Raw genomic sequence first — 24269 nt, 5'->3', positions numbered from 1 at the left:
GATCATGACGCAACATCAATCAATACCGCTGGCCGGGGGCATTCGTACATGGCTTAACGACGGTTCTGCGATGCCGCCCTGGGTTTGCGATCGAATAACGGAAGACAAGTCGCCCAACGGATCTTTCCTGATCCCGACACCTCTCGGCACAACTCGCGTTCACGCTGGCCATGTTGTCATCGAACATGGTGGCAAGTTGTGGTGCCGCGAACCGGAGGAAGTTCCTGAACTTCTGGCGGGTTTCACTGCCGAAATCGTTCCGGAAATCACGGCTATCGGCCCAGGGAAATCCGCTCAGTTTGGCACGAAAAGTAAAACCGGTTATGGGGGAAAGCGCGGAGGCCAACGGAAGATCGCCTTTGGCGCGCCGCGTGGCACCATGCCAAGTATCGAGTGGGTGCATGTTACCGAACTGACGGTCGACAGCTCTTATCAGCGATCTATCGACAACGACGGATCGCGCCGCCTTATCGCTAGCATTGCCGCAAACTTCGATTGGCGGCTTTGTGCGCCTCTGGTGGTATCGCGGCGGCATGACGGTTCAAGGGTAATCATCGACGGACAGCATCGTTGGGCTGCAGCCGTGCGCCGGGGAGATTTGCTGCACTTGCCTTGCTGCCTTTTCACCTATGACAGTCCAGAAGATGAGGCACGCATGTTCATTGTTGCGAACAGGGCGCGCAAGGCGATGAACCGTATGGATGACTTCCACGCGGCCCTTGCTGCCGGCGATGAGGATGCTCTGGATATTCGACGGCTGGTGTCTGAGGCAGGATTGGCTATCGCCCGAAGCACTTCGTCAACTGCATGGAAGCCAGGAGATGTCACTTTTACGTCTTCGATTGCCACCGCGCTTCGCAGACATGGTGATGCAGTCGTTTCGGCTGCACTGACCTGCATGGCTGAAGCATATAAGGGTGAACCACTTATACACGGTGCTTCGATCTTCGGTGCGCTCGTGCGTATCTATGCCAATCCCCCCGAGGGATTTGATCCCGACGAACTCGTACCAACACTAAGGCGATTCCCCATGGCGGAATTGAGCGAGATGGTTCGGGATCAAAAGGGAGGTGATGCCCGCGCGTTCGCACTGTCAAAAGCCGTCATCAAAGCGTTGAACAGGGCAGATGCATGACCGTTTGATAGTCATCTGCCGCGCTCAATGGGGAGCGCGGCAGACTGCACTTCAGGTATTCAGGCGATTGTGCTTTCTCGAAATCAGAATGGTAGTCAGGCCTTTCTGTCGTGCTGTAGAAGGGCGAACGTCACAATCGCAATCGGGTACATCGTGTGGGCGAGTCAAAAGACAGTATAACGATACGGCTCTCGGAAGCGGACGCCGCAGTGGTTAAGCGTGCAGCCGACCAATGCGGTCAGTCGCCGGTGGAGTTTGCTCATACCTCCATTCTAAGATTAGCAGGCAACGTGATAAATGGGCGTTTGATTGTCATGGCCCCTGAACGGTTTTCGGATTTTTGTCGAGCTTTATCCAAGTCGGTTGCACCGGTTCCGGAAATGGTCGAACTGATAAATCGGTCAGCACATTGGGAGCGAGGACGCGCTGCCGATAAATAATCTGCCCCTGATGTTACCCCCGGTCGCCGTTGTAAGTGCCAGGCGGTGGCTATGAGTGAACGCTTAGACTGGTTTCTATCCGTGTGTAATTATCGCTAGGCTACTACGCGACTGTACGAAATAGGCCGCTTTTACCGCCGTTCGTAAGAGATTTTAGCAAAGAATGGCGTCGTTGCGATGATCGCAAGTAAAGATGAAAGCAGGCCCCCGCAACCACTCTACAGCACGCCACGCTATCCAAAAATACGATCTAGTGCGCACAGCACGGCGATCAGTCGCCTGCGTCATGGATGGCCGAATCTGGCCACTCGCCATCGCTCAGGGTCTCTTGGGAGCGAGTGAAATTGGGATGACGGAGCATATCGGCTCATTCGGCTATTCCGATCGGGACCGCCGGATCTCATCGAACGATCCGGCCGGTGAAGGGCAGAAGCAAGCCGTTATGCGACCTGTGCGGCAAGCGTTACGGCATCCGCGCCGGCCGGGATGCGAAACGGCGAAGAGGCATCGGTCACTGCCTGCCAGACCGCTTTTGCCACGTCGCTCGCAGTGGTGATTTCGGCCGGCTGCGGTGGCGTTGCGGAGAACACCTGTTTCGCCCAGCCGGCATAGGCTTCGGGTATGCCGTTTTGCGAGCGGTCGCGGGCGGTCGCGCTAAAGGAGGTTTCCGGCGCTCGACCGGGGACGATCAGCCGAACGCGCACTCCAAACGGTGCCACCTCCAACGCCATGTTTTCGCTGAATGCTTCTACGGCCGCCTTGCTGGCCGTATAAGCGGACAACATCGGCAATGGCTTGAGTGTCACGGCGGACGACACGTTGACGATCACGCCCGTCCCTTGCGCGCGGAAGCCGGGCAGTACGGCTTGTGACATTGCCATGGTGCCGAACGTGTTCAGTTCGAATAGTTGGCGTGTTGCGTCGATCGACACACCTTCCAGCGTCCCCATCAGACCGGCACCGGCATTGTTGACCAGGGCGTCGATCGGTCCTGCTTCCTCCAGAGCACGAGCAATGTTGGCAGCGTCGGTCACATCGAGTGCAACGACGCGCAGCCGGTCGGATGCGGGCAAGAGATCCCGACGAGGCATGCGCATCGTGGCAATGACAGTCCAGTCGCGATCAAGGAAATAGCGGGCAGTTTCAAGCCCGAAACCGGATGAGCAGCCGGTGATGAGGATGGTGTTCATGTGAAACTCCTGTGTGTGATGATGATTTTGCGCAACGTTGGAAGGCGCGGACGGAAAAGGTGTCCGGCGGCCTGCTTCGTCTCGACGCTGCCTTCCGGCGCAGCATCGGCTGCCAGCGTCGCGACCGTATCGGAAAATGCGGGATCGCCGGGGTAGAGCGCGCTGCGGAGGAAGTCGGTTGAAAAGCGCTGGATCGCGGCGACCCGCTGGGGCCGTTCGTCTGTCGTCTCGCGCGCCTCGTAACCAGGGATACCGCCAAGAGCATGCTCGCCGCCAAAGGCCGCAAACAATGCCTTGGGTGAGGGGCTCAAATCGTAGGCATCACGCCACCATTCGGCGCCACGTGTCGAAAGCCTGCCCACATCACGGTCGCCGATGATGATCAGGGTCGGCGCCGTCATGGCCGAGAAATCTGGATACATGAATGGGTAGGTACGGGCTGCGTATTCGGTCAGGTCATTGCCTCGACCTGGCGCCGCCAGCAGCACGCCCGCCTTCACGCGGTTGTCCTTCCTATTGACCACCGACCCGTCGTCGGGATCGGGATGGGTGGCGCCAAGCAAGGTACTGGCGGTCTGCCCGCCCCACGAATGGCCGGCAACCGCGATACGCGAGTGATCGAGCCGCCCCCGGATCATCGGTGCCTCGCTCTCGATGTGATCAAGCCCATCGAGAATGGCGGCAAGGTCATTCTCGCGGAAGCGCCAGAGTTGGGGGCGGCGAGGATCGTCTTGTGCAAGACCGAGCATCCGCGAATCCAGATGTGTTGGCTGGATTACGGCGAAGCCATGTGCTGCCCAATAATCGACGAGTGGGCCATAGGCGTGAGATGACTGGCCATTCCCGTGCGAGAAGATGATGACGGGCAGCGTGTCGCCTGAGATCGGTAAGGAGATCCGAACGTGCAGGTCAACGCCTCGTCCGGGGGACGGCAGGGTAATGGGAGAGATGGACAAAATAGCGGGTGAGCCGGGGGCATGCGCGCGGGTTTTTGCGAACGAGCTGGACATAGGACTGCGAACCTCCGAACTGGCAAACGGATCATTGATCCGTTGTACTATAAATACGGATCAATGATCCGCTTAGTAAGAAGGATCACGGAAAATGTTGCCGACCAAATTCCGGAATGCAGTCGAGGCCGCGTCACCGGCTCCTGGCGATGCCGAAGCACCCGCACCGCGAATGCGTGCCGATGCCCGCAGGAATGAGGAAGCAGTTTTGGAAGCCGCCAAGATCGTGTTCGCCCGTTCGGGGGTCGATGCGCCCATCCGGGAGATTGCGACACAAGCGGGCGTTGGGCTGGGTACGCTTTACCGCCGGTTCCCGACGCGTGCCGACTTGGTTGCCGCGGTGTTCCGCCGGGAGGTTGATGCCTGCGCCGATGCGGCAGTGCTGCTTGCCGCTGAGCACGGGCCAGCCGATGCGCTGGCAGCTTGGCTGAAGCACTACACGCGCTTCCTCGCCACCAAACGGGGGTTGGCCGCCGCGCTCCATTCCGGCGATCCGGCATTCGCCACCTTGCCGGACTATTTCCGAAGCCGATTTGAACCGGCTCTGTCGATGCTACTGAAAGCCGCTTCGGATGCAGGGGAAGTCCGTGCCGATGTCGCTCCCTACGATCTGCTGCGCGCGATCGGGAACCTCGCTGTAGCTTCGGGGGAGGACGGGCCTTCGCACACCAAACGAATGCTCATGCTGCTACTGGATGGCCTGCGTTATGGTGCGGTGAAGCCGAAGTAGCCTTATTTGCTAGCTTTGTCGGGATCGCCAAGTCGCGAAACCTGTCGGTGGTGGGGTCCAAGCCCGCTCTGCCCCGGTCTCGGGCGAGCAACTGCTATCCTTCAGTCGGTACGGAGGCCGTAGCCGTCCGGTGCTTGAGACGGCAGAGCCGCCGCAACCTCAAGCATTATATAGTGTCAAGTGACGTGTCGTCATAGCGGCGCTGGCAGTCCTGAATCACTTCAATGTTCTCGACGGTCCAGTTGAATAGGATCGCGAACGGACCTTGCAGCGACCTGCCGAGGGGCGTTAAGGCATATTCAACCCCGAGCACACGCCCATCCAAGATCCTGCGCGTCAGCATGCCATTGCGCTCAAGCTTTCGAAGCGTCTGTGTGAGCACTCGTTGGGTTACGCCATCCAGGCGACGCTTGATCGCGTTGAAGCGACGGGGCTCGCTCAATACGGCTAGTACCATCATCGACCACTTGTCCGCGATCTGGTCGAGGATCACCCGGCTCGGGCAGTCGGCATGGTAAACCGGGTCATTTACACTTGTTGGTTCATCCATCGGTATCCTCCGGCATCCCTGGGATGCTTTAGGTGCGTAATTGACGCTAGGTATCCGATGAATACTTTAGGGTCAATGGCGCCAAACCAGCGCCAGAATTTCCCGAAGAACAGAGATCTTACAGATGACAGACACAGATTTCCGCAAGATTCTAGTTTCCCAGGCGGACGGCGTCGCGACGATCACGATCGACAATCCTCCAGTCAACGTTCTCGATGTTCCTTTGATGAGCGAGATGCGCCGCTTTCTCCTTTCCGTTCGCGATGACCCGGACACGCGCGTCCTCGTTTTCCAGAGCGCAGACCCGGAGTTCTTCATTGCTCATGTCGACATGACATTGATCGATGAGCCGCACGCCTTCGACGAAATTGCTCGTGAGGCTCCGGAGGGCCTCAATCCGTTCCAGGCGCTCGGGGAACTTTTGCGAGAACAGCCGCAGGTTACGATCGTCAAGCTGGCCGGCTTGGCGCGCGGCGGCGGTGCGGAATTCGTCGCGGCGGCCGACATGGCGTTTGCCGCCGAAGAGCGGGCGGGACTCGCCCAATGCGAAGCGCTGATGGGCATCACGCCCGGCGGCGGCGCCACGCAATATCTGTCCAGCCGGATGACGCGCGGCCGCGCCCTCGAAGTGATCCTTGGCGCCGATCTCATTGATGCGGCGACGGCGGAACGCTATGGCTGGATCAACCGGGCGCTGCCTGCCTCGGAGCTTGATGGCTTCGTCGACCGGTTGGCGTGCAATATCGCCGCCTTGCCCGAAGGCGTCGTCGCCGCGGCCAAGCGGGCGTTGCTTCCTGAAGATCTGCGGGATGGCTTTAAGCGCGAGCATGAGGCCTGGGCAGGATTGTTCGAGCGCCCCGCTGCCGAAAGGCTCATCCGGGGCGGATTGAAAGCAGGAGCACAGACTAAGGAGGGTGAGAGAAATTTGGAAAGCTTGCTGCGTGCATTGAAGATGTGAGGCGTGAATGATCAGACTATAGCGGAACCGCTCCAACGAGCTGTCGTGGAGCGGTTTCAGCCGTTGATGGGCACGCCTGCGCTATTGCAAGCGCTGGCGCCAAAAATCCTCACTTCATTCGCACCGCCGTCTGCCGCGGGAAGAGGATTTCTCCAGATGATGTCTTCACTCCGGTAATGGATATTCGAAAATCATACTGCGCCGGGCAGGGTATTCCGAGCGTCGCGTGCAGCCTGGAAGCTGTTTCAGGTAAGAACGGGAGCAAACATCGAGCAACGATGGCGAGGCCGTAGACCTGTTCTGCCAGAGTAGCCCCAAGGCGATCGGATATCGCTTGTCGTTCCGCACTACCGAGTTCAACGGCTAAAGCCTTGGCATCGGACCAAGGGGCTTTGCGTGTAAACTCCCGGTTCGCGGACCCGAGGTAGGAGAAAATCTCATTCAGGGCGAGATGAAGCTCGTAGTTGTCAAAGGAGTTCAGGACTTTTTCCGGAAGGCTGGCTGCTTCGCGGACAAGAGCGCTGTCCGGAACCGACGGTGTAATTCCGGAAAAGGAGGATACAAGCAAGGTGAGAACCCGATTGACAAGGTTTCCCAGCTGCCCGCCGAGTTCTCCAGACCATGCGGCCTCAAGCCGTTCTTCAGAGAAATCCCCATCATCGGCGGAACGGATGTGGCGTAGCAGGTAATAGCGCAATGCGTCAGGGGTCTTGTAGTCCTGCACGAAGACCTCGGGATCGACGCCGTTGCCGGCCGACTTTCCGATTTTTCGACCGTCCAGTGTTAGATAGCCATGAACGAAGATCGAAGACGGGAGCGGCACTCCGGCAGACAGGAGTATTGCAGGCCAGTAAATCGCGTGAAACTTGGAAATTCCCTTGCCGACAAAATGGATGCGTTCGCCTTGTTGCGACCAATATCGCTGGAACAGGCTTTGGTCGGAACCGTAGCCGAGGCCTGTGAGATAGTTCGCGAGAGCATCGAACCAGACATAGATGACTTCGTCGCTCCGCGGCACGGGCACGCCCCAGCCGCGTGCTCTTTCAGCACTGCGCGACACACTGATGTCCTCGAGTCCTCGCCGAAGCAGGGCGAGTATTTCGTTTCGCCGGTGAACCGGGACGACCTCGATCTCGTTTGTCTCGATCAGATATCGAATGCGTTCGCCATATCGAGACAGCCGAAAGAACCAGTTTTCCTCCCTCACGATCTCAAGCGGGATACCGTGCTCCGGGCATCTTCCGTCGTCCAGATCCGTGAGTTCGTAGAACTGCTCACAGCCAACGCAATAAAAGCCCTCATAGCTTTTTCGATAGAGGTCGCCATTCCTGGCGCACGCGTTCCACAGCGAATGAACGCAGGCAATATGTCTCGTATCCGTGGATGTGCGAACGAATGCATCGTTCGAAATTTGGAGCTGCCTGCCGAGCTGTTCGAAGCGGTCTGCGTTCTCTCCCACGAAGTCGGCCACCGGACGTCCTGCTGCTTCCGCGGCGCGAACGTTTTTCAGACTGTTGTCATCCGTGCCACACTGAAACCTGACGTCTTTGCCCAGAAGTCGAGAATGGCGGGCGTAGGCATCGGCCTGCACAAGTTCGAGCGCAAAACCAACATGCGGCGCGGCATTGACGTATGGAATCGAGGTGGTGATGTAAGTTTTCGTGCTGTTCATCGGGATATCCTTGTTGAGGCTCAATGTCCCTCAAGGCGGATCGACCAATGAAAAAAACCGCCTCAAGGGCGGTCTAAGGTGCATTACAAGCGCACAAAATCCGCCACGCTAGGAGCGCGGCATCATCATAGTGGCGTTGGCGAGGCTTGTGTTCATGCTGTCAGTGCTATCATCAGGTTACGACCAGAGCAACGCCGCATTTGAGGAGCGCTTCCGAACTCATGTCGCTCGTTCGTTCGTAACAGATCGCCCTTTCGATCCGTCGAAGTAATGTTTGGATCGTCAGCGAGCCAATTCCGGGAGACATTCGGTAACAAAACGGGTTACTTCCGCGGCGAGCTCCATATCTTCCGGAGATCCTGAAAATCCACCATGCGGCATCGCCTCGAACACATGAAGTTCGACCGGGGCTCCCACGCGTCGCAGCTTGCGATGCAATCTCACCGCGTTGGAGAGGAACAGGTCGCGCGTTCCGCTCTGCAGGAATATCGGCGGAAACGCGGCCGACATCTCTCCGAACAGCGGCGACAAATACGGATGCGTCAAGTCGGCGCCGCCTGCATAAAGCAGATTGTTCGACATGAGGGGATTGGGAAGCACGACATCGATGGTGCGGTTGGTTTGAAAGCTGTCCCCCGATTCCGTCAGATCCAACTCCGGGGACAACAAGACGACGCCTGCCGGGAACCGCAGGCCTTCATCGCGTGCCCGCAGGATGGTGGCGAGGGCTAGATTGCCACCGGCCGAGCGACCGCCAAGTACGACGCGATCGGCCCCATAGTGATCGATCACGTGCCGATACACCGCCATGCAGTCGTCGAGTGCTGCCGGATAGGGATGGTCCGGTGGCATCCGGTAGTCGATACCGTAGCAGGTCATCCCGAGCCGGTTTGCTTGCAGCCGTGCGCTCTCACGACAGGCATCGCCACCACCGAATACGAGCGCGCCGCCGTGCAGGTCGATGAAAACGCAGTCTTTGAGCCGCGGGCTTTCTGGTAACACAACATGGACAGTTGCTGTGCCCAGGCGCCGCGTTTCGATCTCGGTGCTTGTTTCATTCGTCGCTGCATTGAGAGCCGCGGCGTAATGGGCCTCGGCTGCGGACTGCAACTGACGCCAAGCTGCCCGATCGTTTGGTGCCGGTATTGGATAAAGCGCATTGAGTGGTGTGCCGTCATATTGTACGGCTGCGCGCAGCATGGTCTGCGCTTCCTGACTGATCGACGTTGGAACAGGAATGATCCGTTCGCCGACGTGTACACCTTCCACGGGGGAGAGATTCTGTTCGTTCTTCAAGCGGGCACTCCTGTTCACACGTGGTTTGGCGTGCAACTACCCGAACCAACGCAAATGACCCACGCCGACAGACGCAACGGTAGGTCGGCAGAATCGATCGTCCACATCACGTTGAGCTCGATGATGTGGGTTCTGGCTGCTGCCAATGAGGAAATGTCACATAGGCGGTCACGGCGCCCGTCTCATGAGAACGGATGGTCACCTTGTCGCCTTTCTGCATTGCAATGATCTCGCCAGGCCCCGCTGTCTGCGATCCATGCGCGTCTGAGACAGTTATGTTTCCTTCCAGGACGATCATCGTGTCGTGTACGGCCATGGTCTCTTGCAGAACCTGGTTCGGGCCGTAGCGCCCGAACCCGATGGTGACTGGCCCGCCGTGGCGCTGGTCGAGCAGGTTGCCGGTGAAGATCTCACCTTCCTGCCCCGGCGAACGTTCAAACACTGCGTCGGCAATGGCGAATTTGTAAACAGTCATGGATTATCTCCTGAAGATTGGAACCGCGAGAGATGGGTCGACAGCGTGACCACCGCGCGACTGTGGGATGACACGGTGGTCCGAATTGATGGAGCCTGCTATTTGGCGATGAAAGCCAGGAGATTCTCGTTCAGAACATCAGCGTTGACCGTCAGCATTCCATGTGAGTATCCAGGATAGGTCTTCAATGTGCCATTCCTGAGCAGTTTGACCGCCTTTGAAGCCGATGCCGCAATCGGAACGACCTGGTCGTCCTCGCCGTGCATCACCAAGGTCGGAACGGTGATGGCTTTCAGGTCCTCCGTCTGGTCGGTTTCCGAAAACGCCTTGATGCCGTCGTAATGTGCCTTGGCGCTACCCATCATACCCTGTCGCCACCAGTTCTGGATCACGCCTTCATGGACTGTCGAACCATCGCGATTGAACCCGTAGAACGGACCGGCGGGAACGTCTCGGAAGAATTGGGCACGGTTGCTGGCCAGCGCCGAACGAAAGCTGTCAAAGACCTCGATCGGTGTGCCTTCGGGATTGCTACCGGTCTTCAGCATCAGCGGCGGAATGGCAGCGACCAGAACGGCCTTGGCAACACGACCAGTTGGTTCGCCCTGCCGCGCCACATATCGCGCCACTTCGCCGCCGCCGGTGGAGTGGCCAACGTGGACCGCGTTTCTCAGGTCCAGCGCCCTAGCTACGGCAAAAGCATCGGCGGCGTAATGGTCGATGTCATGACCTTCGGCAACCTGCTCCGAACGGCCGTGCCCGCGCCGGTCATGCGCCACGACCCGAAATCCCTTCGATAGGAAAAAGAGCATCTGCGCGTCCCAGTCGTCGGATGACAGAGGCCAGCCATGGTGAAACACAATTGGCTGGGCATCCTTGGGACCCCAGTCCTTGTAGAAAATCTGTACACCGTCGTCTGTGGTCACGAAGCCCATATTGCGCTCTCCTTCTGATGATTTGAATGTGGCAGGTTCCTTGCCTCGCACGTGGCGCGGCCAAAATGTGAAACTTGCAGCAACGGCCGCTGCCGAGGTCAGGGCGTCGCGGCGACTGAGCGGCAAGTTCGGACTTAAGATACGAGGCATTGATGTGTCCCCCTGGCTTAATCAAATACGGGCGGGTTTGGCCGAACAACCCTTGTCGTGTTCCTATTGCGGTGTTGGTAAGAACGACTGGGGACGTACGGCGAAAGAATCCGGTGCTCTTTCCTACGAAAATTAGGGTTTGCAGGCCTGCTGGAAGACCTGCTTCCAAGCGCGGTCAGTACACTTGATGGCAGCTCGAGAGGCGGTTTGATAGGCCACTTGCGTGCAAAGCTGTGTCGCTGAAAGCGGAACGCCAAACGGGATCTGGCTCTACCGTCAATCCAGTGGGTTTGCCGAGCAGGATTCATCGTCGCAGGTCAGATACGGGCGCGGTGCCAAATATCTGTTTATATTCTGATAAGTTGAACACATGAGAAGAGATCCCAGATGCCGTTCGCCGCCCCTGGATAGCGCGCCGACCTCAATACCACCCCTGATCAACTTTTCCGCGGCTGGTTGCGCAACGAGCCGGCCAAGGCGGCATGCAGAACGGCAATCTGTCTTGCAGAGCGCGCGATGAAGCAATAGATTTTTTCCGCCAGCGGATAACGACTGGGTTCATCGCTCCAGATCAGCCACCGGCGCGCTGCCGAACATGCTCTTGTACTCGCGGCTGAACTGCGATGGGCTTTTATAACCCACCTCATACGCCACGCGCGACACATTGGTGCTCCCGCCGGCAAGGAGCTTCTGCGCCTCAAGCAAGCGGATATGGCGTTGAAACGCAAGCGGGCTGAACCCGGTGACTTCCTTGAAATGCCTGTGAAAGCTCGTGACGCTCATATGAGATGACGCTGCCAGTTCAGGAATGTTGACAACTTCGCTGTGATTGATGGCGAGCCAATCGGCTGCCGCCTTGAGTTGCTGGAAACGGTCGTTCCTCTGGTTGACCTGTCGAAGCGTATCGCCCATCGAACTCTGAAGCAGGCGATAATAGAGCTCGAATTCGTAATGCGGTGCCAACGCGCCGATATCGTCCGGCTCGTTCAGCAGCCCAATGAGGCGAGTGAATGCATCGCCGACCGCTCCGTCGAGATCGCCTGCGGCGACTGCGCACGTCCAGCGATCCTCGCGTTTGGGCATATCGAGCATGACGCGCGTCAAGATGCCGGCATCAAGATGAAGGCTTATGCCGACATAGGGGAGGTTGGCCTTAGCGCCGGTCAACTGGTGGCTATAGGGAAGACCGAAGGACGAGACTGCACAGGCTCCCGCTGTGAGCTCGAATCTATTTGCGCCCATGATCAAGACTTTGGTTCCCCGCAGGACCGCATAGAACATGGGTTCGAACACGGCCGGAGTGGGCGGCGTCACCCTTGTACTGGTCCAAAGCGTCAGCCGCGGAACAGGCGTGGGAAGGCCGACGGTTCCTCCCTGTTCCGGGATAAGCGGAGCGACATCGTTCAACAGGCGTGTGGTCGGCATCTCAAGGTCTTGCATCGTGTAAGCATGCAGCAATTTGGTAGGATCAGGCAAGTGTCTGGGAAAATCGGGAATGTTGTCTGCATCGTGACTGCCTATCTTGAAGCTTAACGGAAAGCCTGCCGGAGCGACCAGTGCCGAGGAATGGACCTCGACATCGGTAATACGGCGATAGAGAAAGCAAAGGGTATGATTATGCAGGAACTGGCTGGAAAGAATGCGCTCGTGACCGGTGGGTCGCGCGGCATCGGCGAGGCGATTGCGATTGCACTGTCCGAGAAGGGTGCAAACGTCGCGATAACGTACGAGCGATCGGTAGACAGCGCGGAGCGACTTGTCCGGACTATCGAAGGCAATGGCGGCAAGGCAATCGCGATACAAGCCGACAGCGCGGATCCTTCGGCCATCCAGCGGTCTGTGGACGAAACTGTGCGTGCGCTGGCCGGTCTCGACATTCTCGTCAACAATGCGGCGATCGCGCGATACAACACGATCGCAGATTTCACAGTCGAGGATATCGACGCACTGCTTGCCGTTAACGTGCGCGGGCCGGTTCTCGCTGCAAAGGCCGCAATTCCCCACCTCAAGAACGGTGGGCGCATTATCACCATCGGATCGGCGGGCGCGGATCGCATCGCAGGAGTCCCTGGCACGATCTACTACATGACCAAAGGCGCGCTCCAGGCATTTAACCGCGGCCTTGCGCGCGAATTAGGCTCCCGGGACATAACGGTTAATCTCGTCCAGCCCGGATCGACGAACACGGACTCGAATCCGGAGACGGGCGAATTCGCCGACTACCAGCGCGGTCTCAGCGCACTCGGTCGCTTCAACCAGCCAGAGGATGTTGCTGCTGCAGTCGCATTCCTTGCAACGCCGGCTGCCCGACAGATTACCGGCACCATCCTGACGGTGGACGGTGGTGCTCTCGCTTAGTCCATGGTGAAGGCGCATGGTTGCTTGACTGCAATCAGGCAACCTTCGTTTCGCCAATAGGCCACCCGCCGCATAAGTCGTGTTCCACTTTCAGCGACAGAGTTTTGCCGATGCTATGACTATTCGCGACAACTTCGCGACGATACCTCATTCAGGCAGAGGCGGCTCAACCAAGGTGAGCCTTTTTGATTGCTTCAAACGAGAAATCGGGAACGTGTTGGCATGGCTGAGGTGAGCTTGGGGCAGACGATTGGGCCGGCGGTCGTCCTGATGGGAGCGGCTGTGGTCGCGGTGCCCCTGTTTCGGCGGCTTGGTCTCGGCTCGGTTCTGGGCTATTTCGCTGCGGGAGTACTCGTCGGTCCGTCGGTCATCGGCCTGTTTGCTGATGCTGCGTCTATATTGCATTTTTCCGAACTCGGCGTGGTGATGTTCCTGTTCGTCATCGGATTGGAACTCAGACCCCACAAGCTTTGGGCCATGCGCGGCCAGATTTTCGGGCTCGGCCTCGTGCAGGTGGCGGCGGCGACAGCCGCCCTGTCCTTGGCGGGTGTGCTGGTCTTCGGCCTGCCTGCCACGGTGGCCTTCGTCGCCGGCGCGGGTTTCGTGCTGTCGTCGACAGCCGTCATCATGTCGGTACTGCAGGATCGTGGTGAGATTTCAAACCCGGAGGGCCAGAAATCCGTATCCATCCTTCTCTTCGAAGACCTGATGATCGTGCCGCTTCTGGCGGTTGTCGCCTTTCTGTCGCCACTCTCGCAGGGACAGTCGGGATGGGTGGATGTTCTCCTGGCGCTCGGCGCACTGCTCGTTCTTCTCGGCGTATCGAAATGGGGTTTGAACCCGTTCTTCGCCCTTCTGGCGCGGGCAAGGACCCGCGAGGTGATGACGGCCGGCGCGCTGCTGGTAGTGCTGGGGGCCGCTTTGCTGATGGCGGGTGCCGGGCTTTCCATGGCGATGGGCGCCTTCCTTGCCGGCGTGATGCTTTCGAGTTCGAGCTATCGGCACCAGATCGAAAGCGATATCGAGCCGTTTCGCGGCCTGCTCATGGGCCTGTTCTTCATGGCTGTCGGCATGTCGCTGGACCTTGCCGTGGTGGCGGCCGAATGGGGACTTCTGCTAGCTATGCTGACCGCCTTCACCATCGCCAAGGGCGTGGTGGTCTATGCGGTTGCCCGCCTGTTCGGCGGCTCCAGCTACCAGGCGCTGCACCGTACCTCGATGTTCCTGCAGGGTGGCGAGTTCGCCTTCGTCCTCTATGCTGCCGCAACAACCGGCGGGGTGATCGATCCGCGCGAAAATGCGCTGTTCACGACCGTTATCATATTCTCCATGGCGCTGACGCCGCTGCTGATGATCGCCGCGGATCGGTTGCTGCGCGGCGAAGCTTCGATGGAGGGTGTTGAGGCGGCGCGTGATCTCAGCGGAAGGGTGCTCATCATCGGCTTCGGCCGTTTCGGCCAGATTGCCTCGCAACTGCTTCTGTCGAAGGGGGTCAACCTTTCCGTCATCGACATGAACCCCGATCGTATCCGTGAAGCGGGGCGTTTTGGTTTCAAGGTGTTTTTCGGCGACGGCACGCGTCTCGACACGCTGCACCATTCCGGCGCCGGTTCGGCCGAGGCCTTGCTGATCTGCATCGACGATCCAAAGGCCGCCCTGCAGATCGTGGAACTGGCACAACATGAGTTCCCGCAGGCCAAGATTCTGGTGCGCAGCTATGATCGCGGCCATGCCGTGGACCTGATCCGCGCCGGCGTCGACTACCAGATCCGCGAAACGGTCGAATCCGCCTACAGGATGGGGGCGGAAGGCTTGCGCGCCCTGGGTTATGCCGAGCTTGACGTGGAGGAAGCGGCAGAGGACGTTCGTCGGCGGGACAATGAGCGGCTGTCCGAACAGGTGCAGGGAGACGCCATGTCCGGCATGGATCACCTGCATCTCGGACCCGTTCCCGAGCCGCTGAGCGGTGTGGCAGCGAAATAACGGAAGAGCGGGACGATGAACACGGTGAGGATTGCGATAGCAGGCTTCGGCGGAGTGGGACGGGCAACGGCAAGCTTGCTTCTGTCCCGGCGGGAGCGTTATCGCGACGTCTACGGCGCGGATATGCGGCTCGTGGCCGTCTGCGGATCCCGGTCCGGTGTAAAAAGCGCGGATGGACTGGAAGAAGAGCAACTTTCCACGCTCGAAGACGGGCTCTCGGGCCCGGCCTTCATCGAGGAGAGCGACGCTGATATTCTGATCGAGGCGGGGCCGAGCGATTTCCGCACCGGGGGGCCGGGGCTTGCCTATCTTCGTTCATCGCTTTCGGCCGGGCGTGACACGATCGTCATATCGAAGGGCGCGCTGGTTCATAGCGGGCGGGAACTGTGGGCGCTCGCCAAAGGCTCCGGCGCGATGTTGAAGCTTAGCGGTGCCGCCGCGGCCGCGCTGCCGACGATCGATCTGGTTGAGCATAGTCTCAAAGGCTGCGAGGTGCTCGAAGTCGAGGGCATTCTGAATGCCACGACCAATTATCTGCTCGATGCAATGACGACACGTAGGATCGGCTTTGACGATGCCCTGCGCGAAGCTCAGCTCGGCGGTTTCGCCGAAGCTGATCCACGCAATGACACCGAGGGTTGGGACACCGCTTGCAAGCTGCTGATTCTCGCCAATTTCGGACTGGGTGCTAATCTTACGATGGGCGATCTGACCGTGGCAGGCATCCAGTCGGTCACCGCGGAACGGATCGAGGCCTGGCGCGGGCAGGGGCTTGTCCCGAAACTCGTTGGCCGCCTTTGGCGCGAAAACGGTGCGATCCGCGCCGAGGTCGGCATCCGGACCTATCCGCTTGCCGATCCTCTCGCGAATATCCGCGGCAAGGACAAGGCGATCCGCATCGTCACCGATGCGATGGGCGAGACGCTCGCAATCGGGGCTGGAAACGAGCCGCTTGCGACGGCCGCGGCGGCCCTGAAAGATCTGGAACATATCCTGGCGGTAAGGATGGCCTGAAACCGGGCGATACAGCCACCGCGACCACTCAAGGCAAGAGGTCCCCAACGGGAAAGGAACAGCGCATGAAAGCTGCAGTCTATGACAACCCCGGTCCGCCGACAGTCTTGAGGTATGCCGATGTGCCCGATCCCGTCTGTGGGCCGCAGGACGTCCTGATTGCCGTCGAGGCGATTTCGATTGAGGGCGGCGACTTGATCAACCGGCGCTCGACACCACAGCGATCCTCTTGGATCGTTGGTTATGCGGCTGCCGGGACCATTGTTGCAGTTGGCGAAAACGTGAGGGACCGAAGCGTTGGTCAAAGGGTGACGGCCTTCGACATGCAGGGATCGCATGCCGAACTATGGTCTGTGCCCGCCTCTCGCACATGGTTGATCCCGAATGACGTCGGCACGGTGCAAGCCGCGGCACTGCCGATCTCCTTCGGGACGGCCCGCCACTGTGTCATCACCAAGGGCCGGCTAAATGAAGGCGAGACGGTTCTGATCCAGGCGGCCGCGGGCGGTGTTGGTCTGGCGGCCATTCAGCTCGCGCGTCAAGCGGGGGCGACGGTCGTTGCGGTCGCCGGTGGTCGCGAACGACAAGCGCGTTTGACCGCACTTGGCGCCGCGCATGTCATTGATCGATTTGAGCAGGATGTCGTTGGGGAAGCCCGTCGGCTGACCGATGGCAGGGGAGTTGATCTCGTGATTGACCCCGTTGGATCGACCTTGCAAGCCTCCCTTTCCGCGCTTGCCGTCGAGGGACGTCTTGTCTTCGTCGGAAACGCTGGCGGTGGCGGTCTCGACGTCGATCTCTGGTCGCCCATGCAGAACAATCAGACGCTTCACGGCGTTTTCATGGGGTCACTGTTCGAACGGCCTGCTGTGCATCGGACGGTTGACGAACTTCTGGAGGCCACTGGCGAAAGGCGGTTGGACGTGGTCATCGATCAGGTCTTTCCGCTTCGAGAGGCAGCAAGAGCTCATGAATATGCCGAAACGGCAAAGCCGTTGGGCCGCGTCGTGATGACACCCTGACGCGGAGGCATCGAAAAACTGATCTGGCGGCAGGAAAGCCGTTGGCATGGAACGGACCTCGTTGAGGAACAGTTGCCGCGAATGTCGATCTACCGACGGGTTTTGATGAGACCTTCTCATATCCGGCACTTGTTTTGTCGATCCAAGCAGCAGTGCGAACGAGCAAACCTTCTTGGCTTCGCGGCTTTCAACCTTTTTCCTGAGTTTCTGATACAGTTTCTGCAGGTCATCATCGGAGGTCGCCACGGTGCCGCCGGTCGATACGAGGCCGGCCACCGTCTGTTCGATCTCTCTCCGTTCAGCGAAAAGGACTTTTGTAGCCGAAGGCGCCGGCCATTGCTGCATGTATTGCAAGCCGGCTAGCGTTAATCGGTTTGATGCCCGCCGCTGCCGAAACACTCGATCAGCATTTCGGTCAGAACGCGGACCTTTCTTGAGGGGTGCTGTCCCGGCGGGCGAACGACATAGATTCCGGCCGGTGGCGGCGGATGATTTTTCATGACTGTCACCAGCGCCCCGGAATCCCGATAATCCTGGGTGAGGCCATCGGGGAGTGCGGCGATACCCAAACCGGCTGCTGCAGCGACGACAAGAGCCGCCCCGTTATCAGCCTTGAAACGGCCCTGCGGGCGAATGGTCAGGATCTTGTCGCCGTCCATCACCTGCCACGTTTCCATCCCCTGCATCAGCGCCTGATGTGTCACGAGTTCCTCCGGTGTTTCCGGGGACCCGTGGGCTTTGATATAGCCGGGACTGGCGACGTATTTTCCGTAAAGGGGGCCAACGCGTCTCGCAATGAGATTGGAATCCTGAAGTGTACCGACCCTGATCGCGCAATCAAACCCTTCCGCAATCAGATCAACGAAACGGTCGCTGTAGCTTGTCTGGATCTGCAGTTGCGGATGGCGCAATGCCATGTCGGCAAGGACAGATGCAAAGTGGGTGGCCCCGAACGACAGGGGTGCCGCAATTCTCAGGCGGCCGCTCAGTTCGCCAGCCGGCAGGATCGTATCTCTGGCGACATCGATCTCGGCGCTGACCCTGGCAGCATAATCACGGAAAGTGGCGCCCGCTTCCGTCAAGGAGGCCCCGCGCGTGGATCTTGCGAGCAGTTGCACGCCGAGTTCTGCCTCAAGCCGCGCAAGCCGCCGGCTCACCATCGACTTGGAAACGCCCAGCCTCAGCGCAGCGGGCGTGACCCCGCCCGCATCCGCTACCTCCACAAACGTCCGCAGGTCCTCGATGTCCATCTTGTGTTCCCCATTCCGCGACACTGTTCAGCACAAACGATGACTACCGCATCGAAATCGGGAATGACAAGGTTATTCCGCAGACGGCGCTTCGGAGGGCGCTCGCCCCTCCAGCAGTATCTCAATCAACCGCCAACATAGGATACAAGTATGACCTTTCGTAACGGCCTTGGCTCACTTCTTCGCCCCGAAGACTCCGTGCTCGTCATGATCGACCATCAGCCTTATCAGCTCGCAAACGTGAACAGCCACGATCCACAGGCGGTCGTCAACAACACCACAGCGCTTGCGAAAGCGGCAAAGGTTTTCAACGTCCCGACGATCCTGACAAGCGTGATTGCCGGTCGCGGCGGATTGCTGTTTAAGCACCTCACCGATGTGTTTCCGGGACAGGAGGTGATCGACCGCACGTTCATCAACACCTGGCAGGACTCGAAAGTGGTGGATGTGGTGAAAGCCACCGGCCGCAAGCAGCTCATCATTGCCGGTCTGTGGACCGAAGTCTGCGTTGCCATGCCGGCAATCCAGGCTGCCGGCGAGGGCTGGGACGTGACCGTGATTACCGATGCATCAGGCGGAACCTCGGTCGAAGCGCATCAGGTCGCGATCCAGCGGATGATGGGGGCCGGCATCAACATGATGACGTGGCTTGCGATCGCTGCCGAATGGCAGCGCGATTGGGCGCGTGAGGAGACCGCAGCGGCGCTGACGGACGTTATCGTCGATCATGCTGGCGGCAGCGGCATCGCCTATCTGTGGGAGCAGCAGCTTCTCAACACGCCCGTACAGGCGGCCAGCAAGGCCGGTCTGTAAAAGCCGACCGGGATGGCGGAATTTCGAATTGATGTTGCCGCGAAGGCCCTCAAGTCGGACCTCGCCATCCCCACTCAAGCATGTTTAATCGGACGCCAAAAGTGCCTGCGCCCATCGCGACGGCGGCGATCCGAGAGCGTCGATGAAACTGGCCTGGTAAGTACGGCGATAAACCGGCGAAATTTGGAAGGACCAAGCATGGAAATAGGTATCGATAGTTTTGCAGCCATTCTGCCGGATCCTAAAACGGGTAAGCTCCCATCGCCGACGGATCGCATGGCTGAGCTTATTGAGGAGGTCGTTGTCGCGGATCGCGTCGGGATCGACGTCTTCGGTATCGGAGAACATCATCGTAGCGAGTTTCTCGATTCCGCCCCTGCTATTATTCTGGCTGCTGCCGCCGCCCGCACCACTCGGATCCGGCTAACGAGCGCAGTCACGGTCCTGAGTGCCGCCGATCCGGTGCGTGTCTTCCAGGAATTCGCAACCCTCGATCTGATTTCCAAAGGCCGTGCCGAACTTGTGGTCGGCAGGGGGTCCTTCATCGAGGCCTATCCACTGTTTGGCCTTGATACCCGGCATTATGACGAACTTTTTGCCGAAAAGCTTGACCTCTTTCTCAAGCTCGGCGAAACGACAGAGATCACTTGGGAAGGCCGCTTCCGTCCAGCTCTCAAAGGGCAGGGGGTCTTTCCGCGTCCACACCAAGAGCGGCTTCCAGTCTGGATCGGCGCCGGCGGTTCGCCGGAATCCTTCGCGCGCGCCGGCACACTCGGTCTTCCCTTGATGGTGGCGATCATCGGCGGCAGCTTCGACCGCTTCCGGCCGCTTGTCGATCTCTATCGCGAAAGCGGTCAACGCGCCGGACATGATCCCGAGAAGCTCAAGATAGGCGTCCACGCAATGGGTTTTGTCGCTGAAACCGATATGGCGGCGAAGGATGCCTTCTTTCCCGGATGGGCGCATCTGACGACGAAGGTCGGTCGTGAGCGCGGTTGGTCGCCGCCCACGCGCCAGCAGTTCGAGATCATGGCGGGTCCTGGCGGTGCATTCCTTGTCGGCGATCCGAAAACCGTGGCTGCAAAAATGCTGCAGGCCAGTGAAACGCTTGGCGGCCTTTCGCGCATCACCTTCCAGATGAGCACCGCCTCTCTCGAAACAGAAGCGATGAAACAGTCGATCGAGCTTCTGGGCGCGGAGGTCGCGCCGATCGTCAGGACTGCGCGACAGGACGGGTAGCGATCGTGTCGCAACAGAGGAGTGCTGCATGGACATCGAAGATCTGCGGATATTCGTCGAGGTGGCCGATTCTGGAGGGATCACTTCGGCTGCGCGACGACTGGGGGTTTCGAAGTCGATGGTCAGTCGCGGCCTGACCAGGATCGAAGGTGCACTTGGTACGCAGCTTCTTGCGCGAACGACACGGGGAGCCGGTTTGACGGAAGCCGGGGTCCTGTTTCGGGACCATGCGGCAAGGGTCTGTGCGGAGATCGACATGGCGCGCGAGGCGGTCCTACCCGAAGGTGACCTCCGTGGGCGGTTCCGGGTGGCCGTTCCGCTGACATCGGGTCCGGTCCATTTCGCACCGGTTCTGGCCAAAATAGCACGTCAAAACCCGCAGCTTCAGATACAAGCCGACTACAGCGATCGGTTTGCCGACCTGATCGTCGACGGGTTCGATTGCGCGATCCGTGTTGGCGCCTTGCGTGACTCCAACCTGATCGCAAAACGGGTCGGCCAGATCTATGGCAAGCTGGTGGCGAGCCCGGACTATATCAGATTGCATGGCGCACCCGAGACACCGGAAGACATCACGTCTCACCAGGCTCTGGTTGGTGCGGAGACCTGGCGATTCATGGACGGCGACAAGATCGTCACCGTGCAGCCGCAAGGCCGCTTCAGGACCGACAACGGCATGGCGCTTGCGAGCGCAGCCGCCGAGGGACTCGGCATCGCCTGGCTCCCTGATTGTGTCACCCGTGACTATCTCGCGTCAGGGGTTCTCGTTCCGATCATGACCCGTTTTCCGCTACCGGTTGGCGGGGTCTATGTCGTGCGGCCTCCCAGTCCACATCCATCCCGGAAGGTGCGGGTTCTCTCGGAGTTCCTGATCGAATCCTTCGAGAATGACACGCATTGTTGGGACGTCGAGATGTGATGCCGCGACAGCGTGTTGCGTCTTCGGCGACACAGCGTAGCGCTATCCGCAGCTAGTCGCCGTTGCTTTCTATTTTTAGTGTCGGGTTTGCCCAGTCGGTTCGTAAACGGGTAGGCGAGCGGCCCCATTCTGCAGAGCGAAGAGGAGAACAAGCATGAGTTGGAATCCTGCCCTGGCACCAGCCTGTCCTGAAGAGATCGGTCTGGATGCGATTGACACCCTCATCATTCCACGTTCGCGCGACCTCGGTGGTTTTGAAGTTCGACGCGCCCTGCCTGCGCCGAATCGTCAAATGGTGGGGCCATTCATCTTCTTCGATCAGGTCGGACCCGCGGAACTCCTGACTGGACAGGGCATTGATGTGCGGCCGCATCCGCATATTGGCCTCGGCACCGTCACCTATCTCTATCGCGGCGAATTCCATCACCGCGACAGCACGGGAGCCGATCAGATCATTCGCCCTGGAGCCCTGAACTGGATGGTTGCGGGCCGGGGTGTCACGCATTCCGAGCGCACTACGCCTGAAGGCCGCAGCGGGCCGCAAAGCTTGCTAGGAATCCAGACCTGGGTTGCGCTTCCTGACAGCCACGAAGACATGGCGCCGATGTTCGAACATCATGGAGCACAGGCGCTTCCCATCATTGAAGATCGCGGCGCGAAGGTCCGGCTTATCCTGGGAAATGCCTACGGCGAGACAGCTCCTGCGAGGATGTTTTCCGAGACCTTTTATGCCGATGTCATGCTGGAAGCGGGTGCACGACTGCCCCTGCCGGACGATCACGAGGACCGCGGGATCTATATCGTGGAAGGTTCGATTTCGATCGCCGGCCAGGACTTTGAAGCGCCGCAGATGATGGTGTTCCGTCCCGGTGACAGGATCACTGTCACCGCAGGCGGTCGGGGCGCAAGGCTGATGGCGCTTGGCGGCGCCACATTTTCAGGACCACGCTACATCTGGTGGAATTTCGTCGCCTCCTCGAAGGAGCGCATCGAAGAGGCTAAGGCCGAATGGCGTGCAGGAAACTGGGGAGAGGGGCGTTTCGATCTTCCAGCCGACGACAGGGATGAGCACATTCCCTTGCCCGATTGATTTCTGCCGACCGACTTCAACGAGAAGACCATCGCGGCGGATCGCAACAATGAACAATCATGCTGACGGGGGAAATGTGATGAGCGAAGAGGTTGAGCGGGAAGATGGCGCATCCAAGGGACGCTACCGGATCGTCGTCGATGGGCACGAAGCCGAGATGACATACAGTCGTGCGGGAAAAAAGCTGATCATTATCGATCACACGGATGTTCCTGCCGCGTTGCGTGGCCGGAAAATTGGCGAGCAATTGGTCCGCCAGGCCGTTGAGGATGCCAGGCGGGACGGCATCACGATCATCCCGCTTTGCCCATTCGCCAAAGCGCAGATCGAACGACACGCGGAATGGCAGGATGTTTTAAGAAAGTGAGAAATTCAACCGAACAAAGAGCCAGAGCCGGTGGCGAGCCTTTCAAGCTGCTTGCAGAGAGATGAACAATGGCTGAAAACACTCCTGATCTGACTCTGGCAGACCGCCAGATCGCCGAGGTCATCAGTCGGACTGACAAGACCCTTGCTGCCGCGGTCTCCTGTGCTCTGGAAGAGGCGACCAAAAGGGCGCTCGAGGACATGCGAGCAATCGGCCAGGAAGATGCCGCCCCCGCATTGCAATATTTTGCGGCAGTCGTTCATCAGAGAATGTATTGTATCATGTGTGGTGCGGACCCGGATACTTTCGCAGGGGGAAATCCTGAAACCGCCTATCACGTCATCCGGAACTCCCAGAATATCGCCAGGCACTATTGGTCCGCTGACATCGAGCCGTATCCGACGAAATAGCGCTTTATTGTTCACCGGCATCGAGTATCGCGCAGTTTGTTCCGTCCGGCACCGATCTATTTTGCGAAGCCACAGAGTTTGAGAGAGCCGGTCGACCTGCAAGCTTGCCGCGATATACAAGCTGATCGTTCGTCTTACTTGCCATGGGGCGCTGGGCCGTCCAAGACGGACGCGGTTCCGAAGCGTTCGATGAGCATCTCAGTGAGTATCCTCACCTTTCGCGAGGGATGCTGGCCGGGTGGCCTTACGACGAAGATACCGGCAGGCGGAATCGGATAACGCGTCATGATTGGCACCAAAGCGCCTGAGCTAATATGATCTGCGACAAGCGGTTCAGGCAGGTAGCCGATCCCAATGCCATCCAGAGCGGCAGACACGAGAGATATTCCGCTATCAGCTACGAAGCGCCCCTGGGGCCGCACGGTAACGATCCCGTCGCCATCCATGAATTGCCATCTCTCATCGTCTCGCATGACGACTTGATGATTTACGATATCGCCTGGTGTTAGCGGAGCGCCGTGAGCGTCAATGTATTCGGGGCTCGCAACCAGGATGCCAAAGATCGATCCGACACGTTTTGCGACCAGCACTGAATCTTGAAGGTGGCCAAGCCGAATGGCGCAGTCAAAACCCTCTCCGACGAGATCGACGAAACGATCGGTATAGGAAGAATGGATTTGCAGTTGCGGATGTCTGCGCGCCATTTGAGAGAAGATGGGAGCAAAATGTGTCGGGCCAAAAGAAAGCGGCGCAGCGACACGTAACCGGCCACGCAGGTCTCCTGAGGGAAGTGTGGCGTCCCTTGCAACATCAAACTCATTACAGATTTTTGCTGCGTGCTCGCGAAACGTTGCGCCAGCTTCAGTCAAAGAGGCGCTGCGCGTCGTGCGCGCGAGCAATTGAACGCCCAGAAATTGCTCAAGCCGAGCAAGCCGTCGGCTGACGAGCGATTTGGAAACGCCAAGCCGGCGGGCTGCCCGTGTGACGCTGGAGGCGTCAGCAACTTCCACGAAGGTGCGCAGTTCCTCAATATCCATTGGTGTTTCCTTTCCGGCGACACAGTGTGGCATCTTGGTGGCCTACCGTAGCCGAAATTGCAATGGCACTGTTCGCTTGGACATGCCGGAGGCGTGTGACGAGTCGCCCTTCAACGATGGGTTGGGGAGGTGGTGACGTTTTGCGGCAGCTTCAACGCACTTCAATCAATCGCAACCATCCGCAGGGCGCCGGCTTCCGCATCAGCGCAATTTGTAAAGTAGTCGA

General features: G+C 59.1%; 24 protein-coding genes. 14 read left to right on the top strand and 10 right to left on the bottom strand.

Going from position 1 to position 24269, the window contains the following annotated elements:
* The first annotated feature begins 4 nt into the window (after window positions 1-4).
* Window positions 5-1135 carry a DUF6551 family protein gene (locus HGP12_RS15290; protein ID WP_168841726.1) on the top strand — a complete coding sequence of 377 codons (1131 nt, stop codon included), beginning with the start codon at window positions 5-7 and terminating at the stop codon, window positions 1133-1135.
* Between the two features lie 155 nt (window positions 1136-1290).
* On the top strand, window positions 1291-1575 hold the full coding sequence (locus HGP12_RS15285) for a DUF1778 domain-containing protein (protein WP_168841727.1): 285 nt from the start codon (window positions 1291-1293) through the stop codon (window positions 1573-1575).
* 440 nt (window positions 1576-2015) lie between these two features.
* Here HGP12_RS15285 and HGP12_RS15280 read toward each other — a convergent pair whose 3' ends face one another.
* Both HGP12_RS15280 and HGP12_RS15275 read right to left on the bottom strand, forming a co-directional pair.
* Window positions 2016-2765, bottom strand: a complete 750-nt coding sequence (locus tag HGP12_RS15280) for an SDR family oxidoreductase (protein ID WP_168841728.1) — start codon at window positions 2763-2765, stop codon at window positions 2016-2018.
* On the bottom strand, window positions 2762-3775 hold the full coding sequence (locus HGP12_RS15275; RefSeq protein ID WP_168841729.1) for an alpha/beta fold hydrolase: 1014 nt from the start codon (window positions 3773-3775) through the stop codon (window positions 2762-2764). The genes HGP12_RS15280 and HGP12_RS15275 overlap by 4 nt, the downstream gene beginning before the upstream one ends.
* Before the next feature lie 172 nt (window positions 3776-3947).
* On the opposite strand from HGP12_RS15275, the gene HGP12_RS15270 reads away from it, so the two are divergent.
* Window positions 3948-4505, top strand: a complete 558-nt coding sequence (locus tag HGP12_RS15270; RefSeq protein ID WP_246703415.1) for a TetR/AcrR family transcriptional regulator — start codon at window positions 3948-3950, stop codon at window positions 4503-4505.
* Between the two features lie 166 nt (window positions 4506-4671).
* Here HGP12_RS15270 and HGP12_RS15265 read toward each other — a convergent pair whose 3' ends face one another.
* Window positions 4672-5055 carry a winged helix-turn-helix transcriptional regulator gene (locus tag HGP12_RS15265; RefSeq protein ID WP_168841731.1) on the bottom strand — a complete coding sequence of 128 codons (384 nt, stop codon included), beginning with the start codon at window positions 5053-5055 and terminating at the stop codon, window positions 4672-4674.
* A 124-nt stretch (window positions 5056-5179) separates the two neighbouring features.
* Between HGP12_RS15265 and HGP12_RS15260 the strand changes: the two genes are divergently transcribed.
* On the top strand, window positions 5180-6013 hold the full coding sequence (locus HGP12_RS15260; RefSeq protein ID WP_168841732.1) for an enoyl-CoA hydratase/isomerase family protein: 834 nt from the start codon (window positions 5180-5182) through the stop codon (window positions 6011-6013).
* Window positions 6014-6122: 109 nt separating this feature from the next.
* On the opposite strand, the gene metG is transcribed toward HGP12_RS15260, so the two are convergent.
* From metG to HGP12_RS15235, 5 genes are all read right to left on the bottom strand, one after another.
* Window positions 6123-7685, bottom strand: coding sequence for a methionine--tRNA ligase (gene metG / locus HGP12_RS15255; protein ID WP_168841733.1), 1563 nt, complete (start codon window positions 7683-7685; stop codon window positions 6123-6125).
* A gap of 282 nt (window positions 7686-7967) precedes the next feature.
* Window positions 7968-8981: an alpha/beta hydrolase gene (locus tag HGP12_RS15250; protein WP_246703400.1), complete on the bottom strand. Its 1014-nt coding sequence runs from the start codon at window positions 8979-8981 to the stop codon at window positions 7968-7970.
* Window positions 8982-9087: 106 nt separating this feature from the next.
* A complete protein-coding gene (locus HGP12_RS15245; RefSeq protein WP_168841734.1) occupies window positions 9088-9456 on the bottom strand; it encodes an ethanolamine utilization protein in 369 nt (122 codons plus the stop codon).
* Between the two features lie 98 nt (window positions 9457-9554).
* Window positions 9555-10391 carry an alpha/beta fold hydrolase gene (locus HGP12_RS15240; protein ID WP_246703399.1) on the bottom strand — a complete coding sequence of 279 codons (837 nt, stop codon included), beginning with the start codon at window positions 10389-10391 and terminating at the stop codon, window positions 9555-9557.
* A 708-nt stretch (window positions 10392-11099) separates the two neighbouring features.
* Window positions 11100-11966, bottom strand: coding sequence for an AraC family transcriptional regulator (locus HGP12_RS15235; RefSeq protein WP_246703398.1), 867 nt, complete (start codon window positions 11964-11966; stop codon window positions 11100-11102).
* Between the two features lie 192 nt (window positions 11967-12158).
* Here HGP12_RS15235 and HGP12_RS15230 point away from each other — a divergent pair, with 192 nt between their 5' ends.
* The 4 genes from HGP12_RS15230 to HGP12_RS15215 all read left to right on the top strand — a co-directional run bounded on the left by HGP12_RS15230 (window position 12159) and on the right by HGP12_RS15215 (window position 16918).
* Entirely contained in the window at window positions 12159-12899 is a 741-nt protein-coding gene (locus HGP12_RS15230; protein WP_168841737.1) for an SDR family NAD(P)-dependent oxidoreductase, read from the top strand.
* A 222-nt stretch (window positions 12900-13121) separates the two neighbouring features.
* Window positions 13122-14882: a monovalent cation:proton antiporter-2 (CPA2) family protein gene (locus tag HGP12_RS15225; protein ID WP_168841738.1), complete on the top strand. Its 1761-nt coding sequence runs from the start codon at window positions 13122-13124 to the stop codon at window positions 14880-14882.
* Window positions 14883-14897: 15 nt separating this feature from the next.
* On the top strand, window positions 14898-15896 hold the full coding sequence (locus HGP12_RS15220; RefSeq protein WP_168841739.1) for a homoserine dehydrogenase: 999 nt from the start codon (window positions 14898-14900) through the stop codon (window positions 15894-15896).
* Between the two features lie 65 nt (window positions 15897-15961).
* Window positions 15962-16918 (top strand): zinc-binding alcohol dehydrogenase family protein, encoded by a 957-nt coding sequence (locus HGP12_RS15215; protein WP_168841740.1) that lies wholly within the window; start codon window positions 15962-15964, stop codon window positions 16916-16918.
* A 365-nt stretch (window positions 16919-17283) separates the two neighbouring features.
* On the opposite strand, the gene HGP12_RS15210 is transcribed toward HGP12_RS15215, so the two are convergent.
* Window positions 17284-18168 (bottom strand): LysR family transcriptional regulator, encoded by an 885-nt coding sequence (locus tag HGP12_RS15210; RefSeq protein WP_168841741.1) that lies wholly within the window; start codon window positions 18166-18168, stop codon window positions 17284-17286.
* Window positions 18169-18318: 150 nt separating this feature from the next.
* Between HGP12_RS15210 and HGP12_RS15205 the strand changes: the two genes are divergently transcribed.
* The 6 genes from HGP12_RS15205 to HGP12_RS15180 all read left to right on the top strand — a co-directional run bounded on the left by HGP12_RS15205 (window position 18319) and on the right by HGP12_RS15180 (window position 23006).
* Window positions 18319-18981 (top strand): hydrolase, encoded by a 663-nt coding sequence (locus HGP12_RS15205; RefSeq protein WP_168841742.1) that lies wholly within the window; start codon window positions 18319-18321, stop codon window positions 18979-18981.
* Between the two features lie 198 nt (window positions 18982-19179).
* Entirely contained in the window at window positions 19180-20220 is a 1041-nt protein-coding gene (locus HGP12_RS15200; protein ID WP_168841743.1) for an Atu2307/SP_0267 family LLM class monooxygenase, read from the top strand.
* Between the two features lie 28 nt (window positions 20221-20248).
* Window positions 20249-21139: a LysR family transcriptional regulator gene (locus HGP12_RS15195; protein WP_168841744.1), complete on the top strand. Its 891-nt coding sequence runs from the start codon at window positions 20249-20251 to the stop codon at window positions 21137-21139.
* Between the two features lie 154 nt (window positions 21140-21293).
* Complete coding sequence (locus tag HGP12_RS15190; protein ID WP_168841745.1) at window positions 21294-22229, top strand: pirin family protein; 936 nt, start codon at window positions 21294-21296, stop codon at window positions 22227-22229.
* Between the two features lie 49 nt (window positions 22230-22278).
* The gene (locus HGP12_RS15185; RefSeq protein WP_246703397.1) at window positions 22279-22596 is read left to right on the top strand and encodes a GNAT family N-acetyltransferase; all 318 of its coding nucleotides are present in this window, start codon (window positions 22279-22281) and stop codon (window positions 22594-22596) included.
* A 68-nt stretch (window positions 22597-22664) separates the two neighbouring features.
* Entirely contained in the window at window positions 22665-23006 is a 342-nt protein-coding gene (locus HGP12_RS15180; protein ID WP_168841746.1) for a hypothetical protein, read from the top strand.
* A 134-nt stretch (window positions 23007-23140) separates the two neighbouring features.
* Here HGP12_RS15180 and HGP12_RS15175 read toward each other — a convergent pair whose 3' ends face one another.
* The gene (locus tag HGP12_RS15175) at window positions 23141-24043 is read right to left on the bottom strand and encodes a LysR family transcriptional regulator (RefSeq protein WP_168841747.1); all 903 of its coding nucleotides are present in this window, start codon (window positions 24041-24043) and stop codon (window positions 23141-23143) included.
* Window positions 24044-24269 lie beyond the last annotated feature (226 nt).

The sequence above is a fragment of the Rhizobium sp. P28RR-XV genome (assembly GCF_012641385.1).
GTDB lineage: Bacteria > Pseudomonadota > Alphaproteobacteria > Rhizobiales > Rhizobiaceae > Rhizobium.
This window is presented reverse-complemented; position numbering and strand designations above follow the sequence as displayed.

Bases quoted from the DNA above. Each gene is read 5' to 3' on its own strand.
- HGP12_RS15290 (WP_168841726.1), top strand. From the start codon at position 5: ATGACGCAACATCAATCAATACCGCTGGCCGGGGGCATTCGTACATGG.
- HGP12_RS15280 (WP_168841728.1), bottom strand. From the start codon at position 2,765: ATGAACACCATCCTCATCACCGGCTGCTCATCCGGTTTCGGGCTTGAA.
- HGP12_RS15275 (WP_168841729.1), bottom strand. From the start codon at position 3,775: ATGTCCAGCTCGTTCGCAAAAACCCGCGCGCATGCCCCCGGCTCACCC.
- HGP12_RS15270 (WP_246703415.1), top strand. From the start codon at position 3,948: ATGCGTGCCGATGCCCGCAGGAATGAGGAAGCAGTTTTGGAAGCCGCC.
- HGP12_RS15265 (WP_168841731.1), bottom strand. From the start codon at position 5,055: ATGGATGAACCAACAAGTGTAAATGACCCGGTTTACCATGCCGACTGC.
- HGP12_RS15260 (WP_168841732.1), top strand. From the start codon at position 5,180: ATGACAGACACAGATTTCCGCAAGATTCTAGTTTCCCAGGCGGACGGC.
- metG (WP_168841733.1), bottom strand. From the start codon at position 7,685: ATGAACAGCACGAAAACTTACATCACCACCTCGATTCCATACGTCAAT.
- HGP12_RS15245 (WP_168841734.1), bottom strand. From the start codon at position 9,456: ATGACTGTTTACAAATTCGCCATTGCCGACGCAGTGTTTGAACGTTCG.
- HGP12_RS15240 (WP_246703399.1), bottom strand. From the start codon at position 10,391: ATGGGCTTCGTGACCACAGACGACGGTGTACAGATTTTCTACAAGGAC.
- HGP12_RS15235 (WP_246703398.1), bottom strand. From the start codon at position 11,966: ATGCCGACCACACGCCTGTTGAACGATGTCGCTCCGCTTATCCCGGAA.
- HGP12_RS15230 (WP_168841737.1), top strand. From the start codon at position 12,159: ATGCAGGAACTGGCTGGAAAGAATGCGCTCGTGACCGGTGGGTCGCGC.
- HGP12_RS15225 (WP_168841738.1), top strand. From the start codon at position 13,122: ATGGCTGAGGTGAGCTTGGGGCAGACGATTGGGCCGGCGGTCGTCCTG.
- HGP12_RS15220 (WP_168841739.1), top strand. From the start codon at position 14,898: ATGAACACGGTGAGGATTGCGATAGCAGGCTTCGGCGGAGTGGGACGG.
- HGP12_RS15215 (WP_168841740.1), top strand. From the start codon at position 15,962: ATGAAAGCTGCAGTCTATGACAACCCCGGTCCGCCGACAGTCTTGAGG.
- HGP12_RS15210 (WP_168841741.1), bottom strand. From the start codon at position 18,168: ATGGACATCGAGGACCTGCGGACGTTTGTGGAGGTAGCGGATGCGGGC.
- HGP12_RS15205 (WP_168841742.1), top strand. From the start codon at position 18,319: ATGACCTTTCGTAACGGCCTTGGCTCACTTCTTCGCCCCGAAGACTCC.
- HGP12_RS15200 (WP_168841743.1), top strand. From the start codon at position 19,180: ATGGAAATAGGTATCGATAGTTTTGCAGCCATTCTGCCGGATCCTAAA.
- HGP12_RS15195 (WP_168841744.1), top strand. From the start codon at position 20,249: ATGGACATCGAAGATCTGCGGATATTCGTCGAGGTGGCCGATTCTGGA.
- HGP12_RS15190 (WP_168841745.1), top strand. From the start codon at position 21,294: ATGAGTTGGAATCCTGCCCTGGCACCAGCCTGTCCTGAAGAGATCGGT.
- HGP12_RS15185 (WP_246703397.1), top strand. From the start codon at position 22,279: ATGAACAATCATGCTGACGGGGGAAATGTGATGAGCGAAGAGGTTGAG.
- HGP12_RS15180 (WP_168841746.1), top strand. From the start codon at position 22,665: ATGGCTGAAAACACTCCTGATCTGACTCTGGCAGACCGCCAGATCGCC.
- HGP12_RS15175 (WP_168841747.1), bottom strand. From the start codon at position 24,043: ATGGATATTGAGGAACTGCGCACCTTCGTGGAAGTTGCTGACGCCTCC.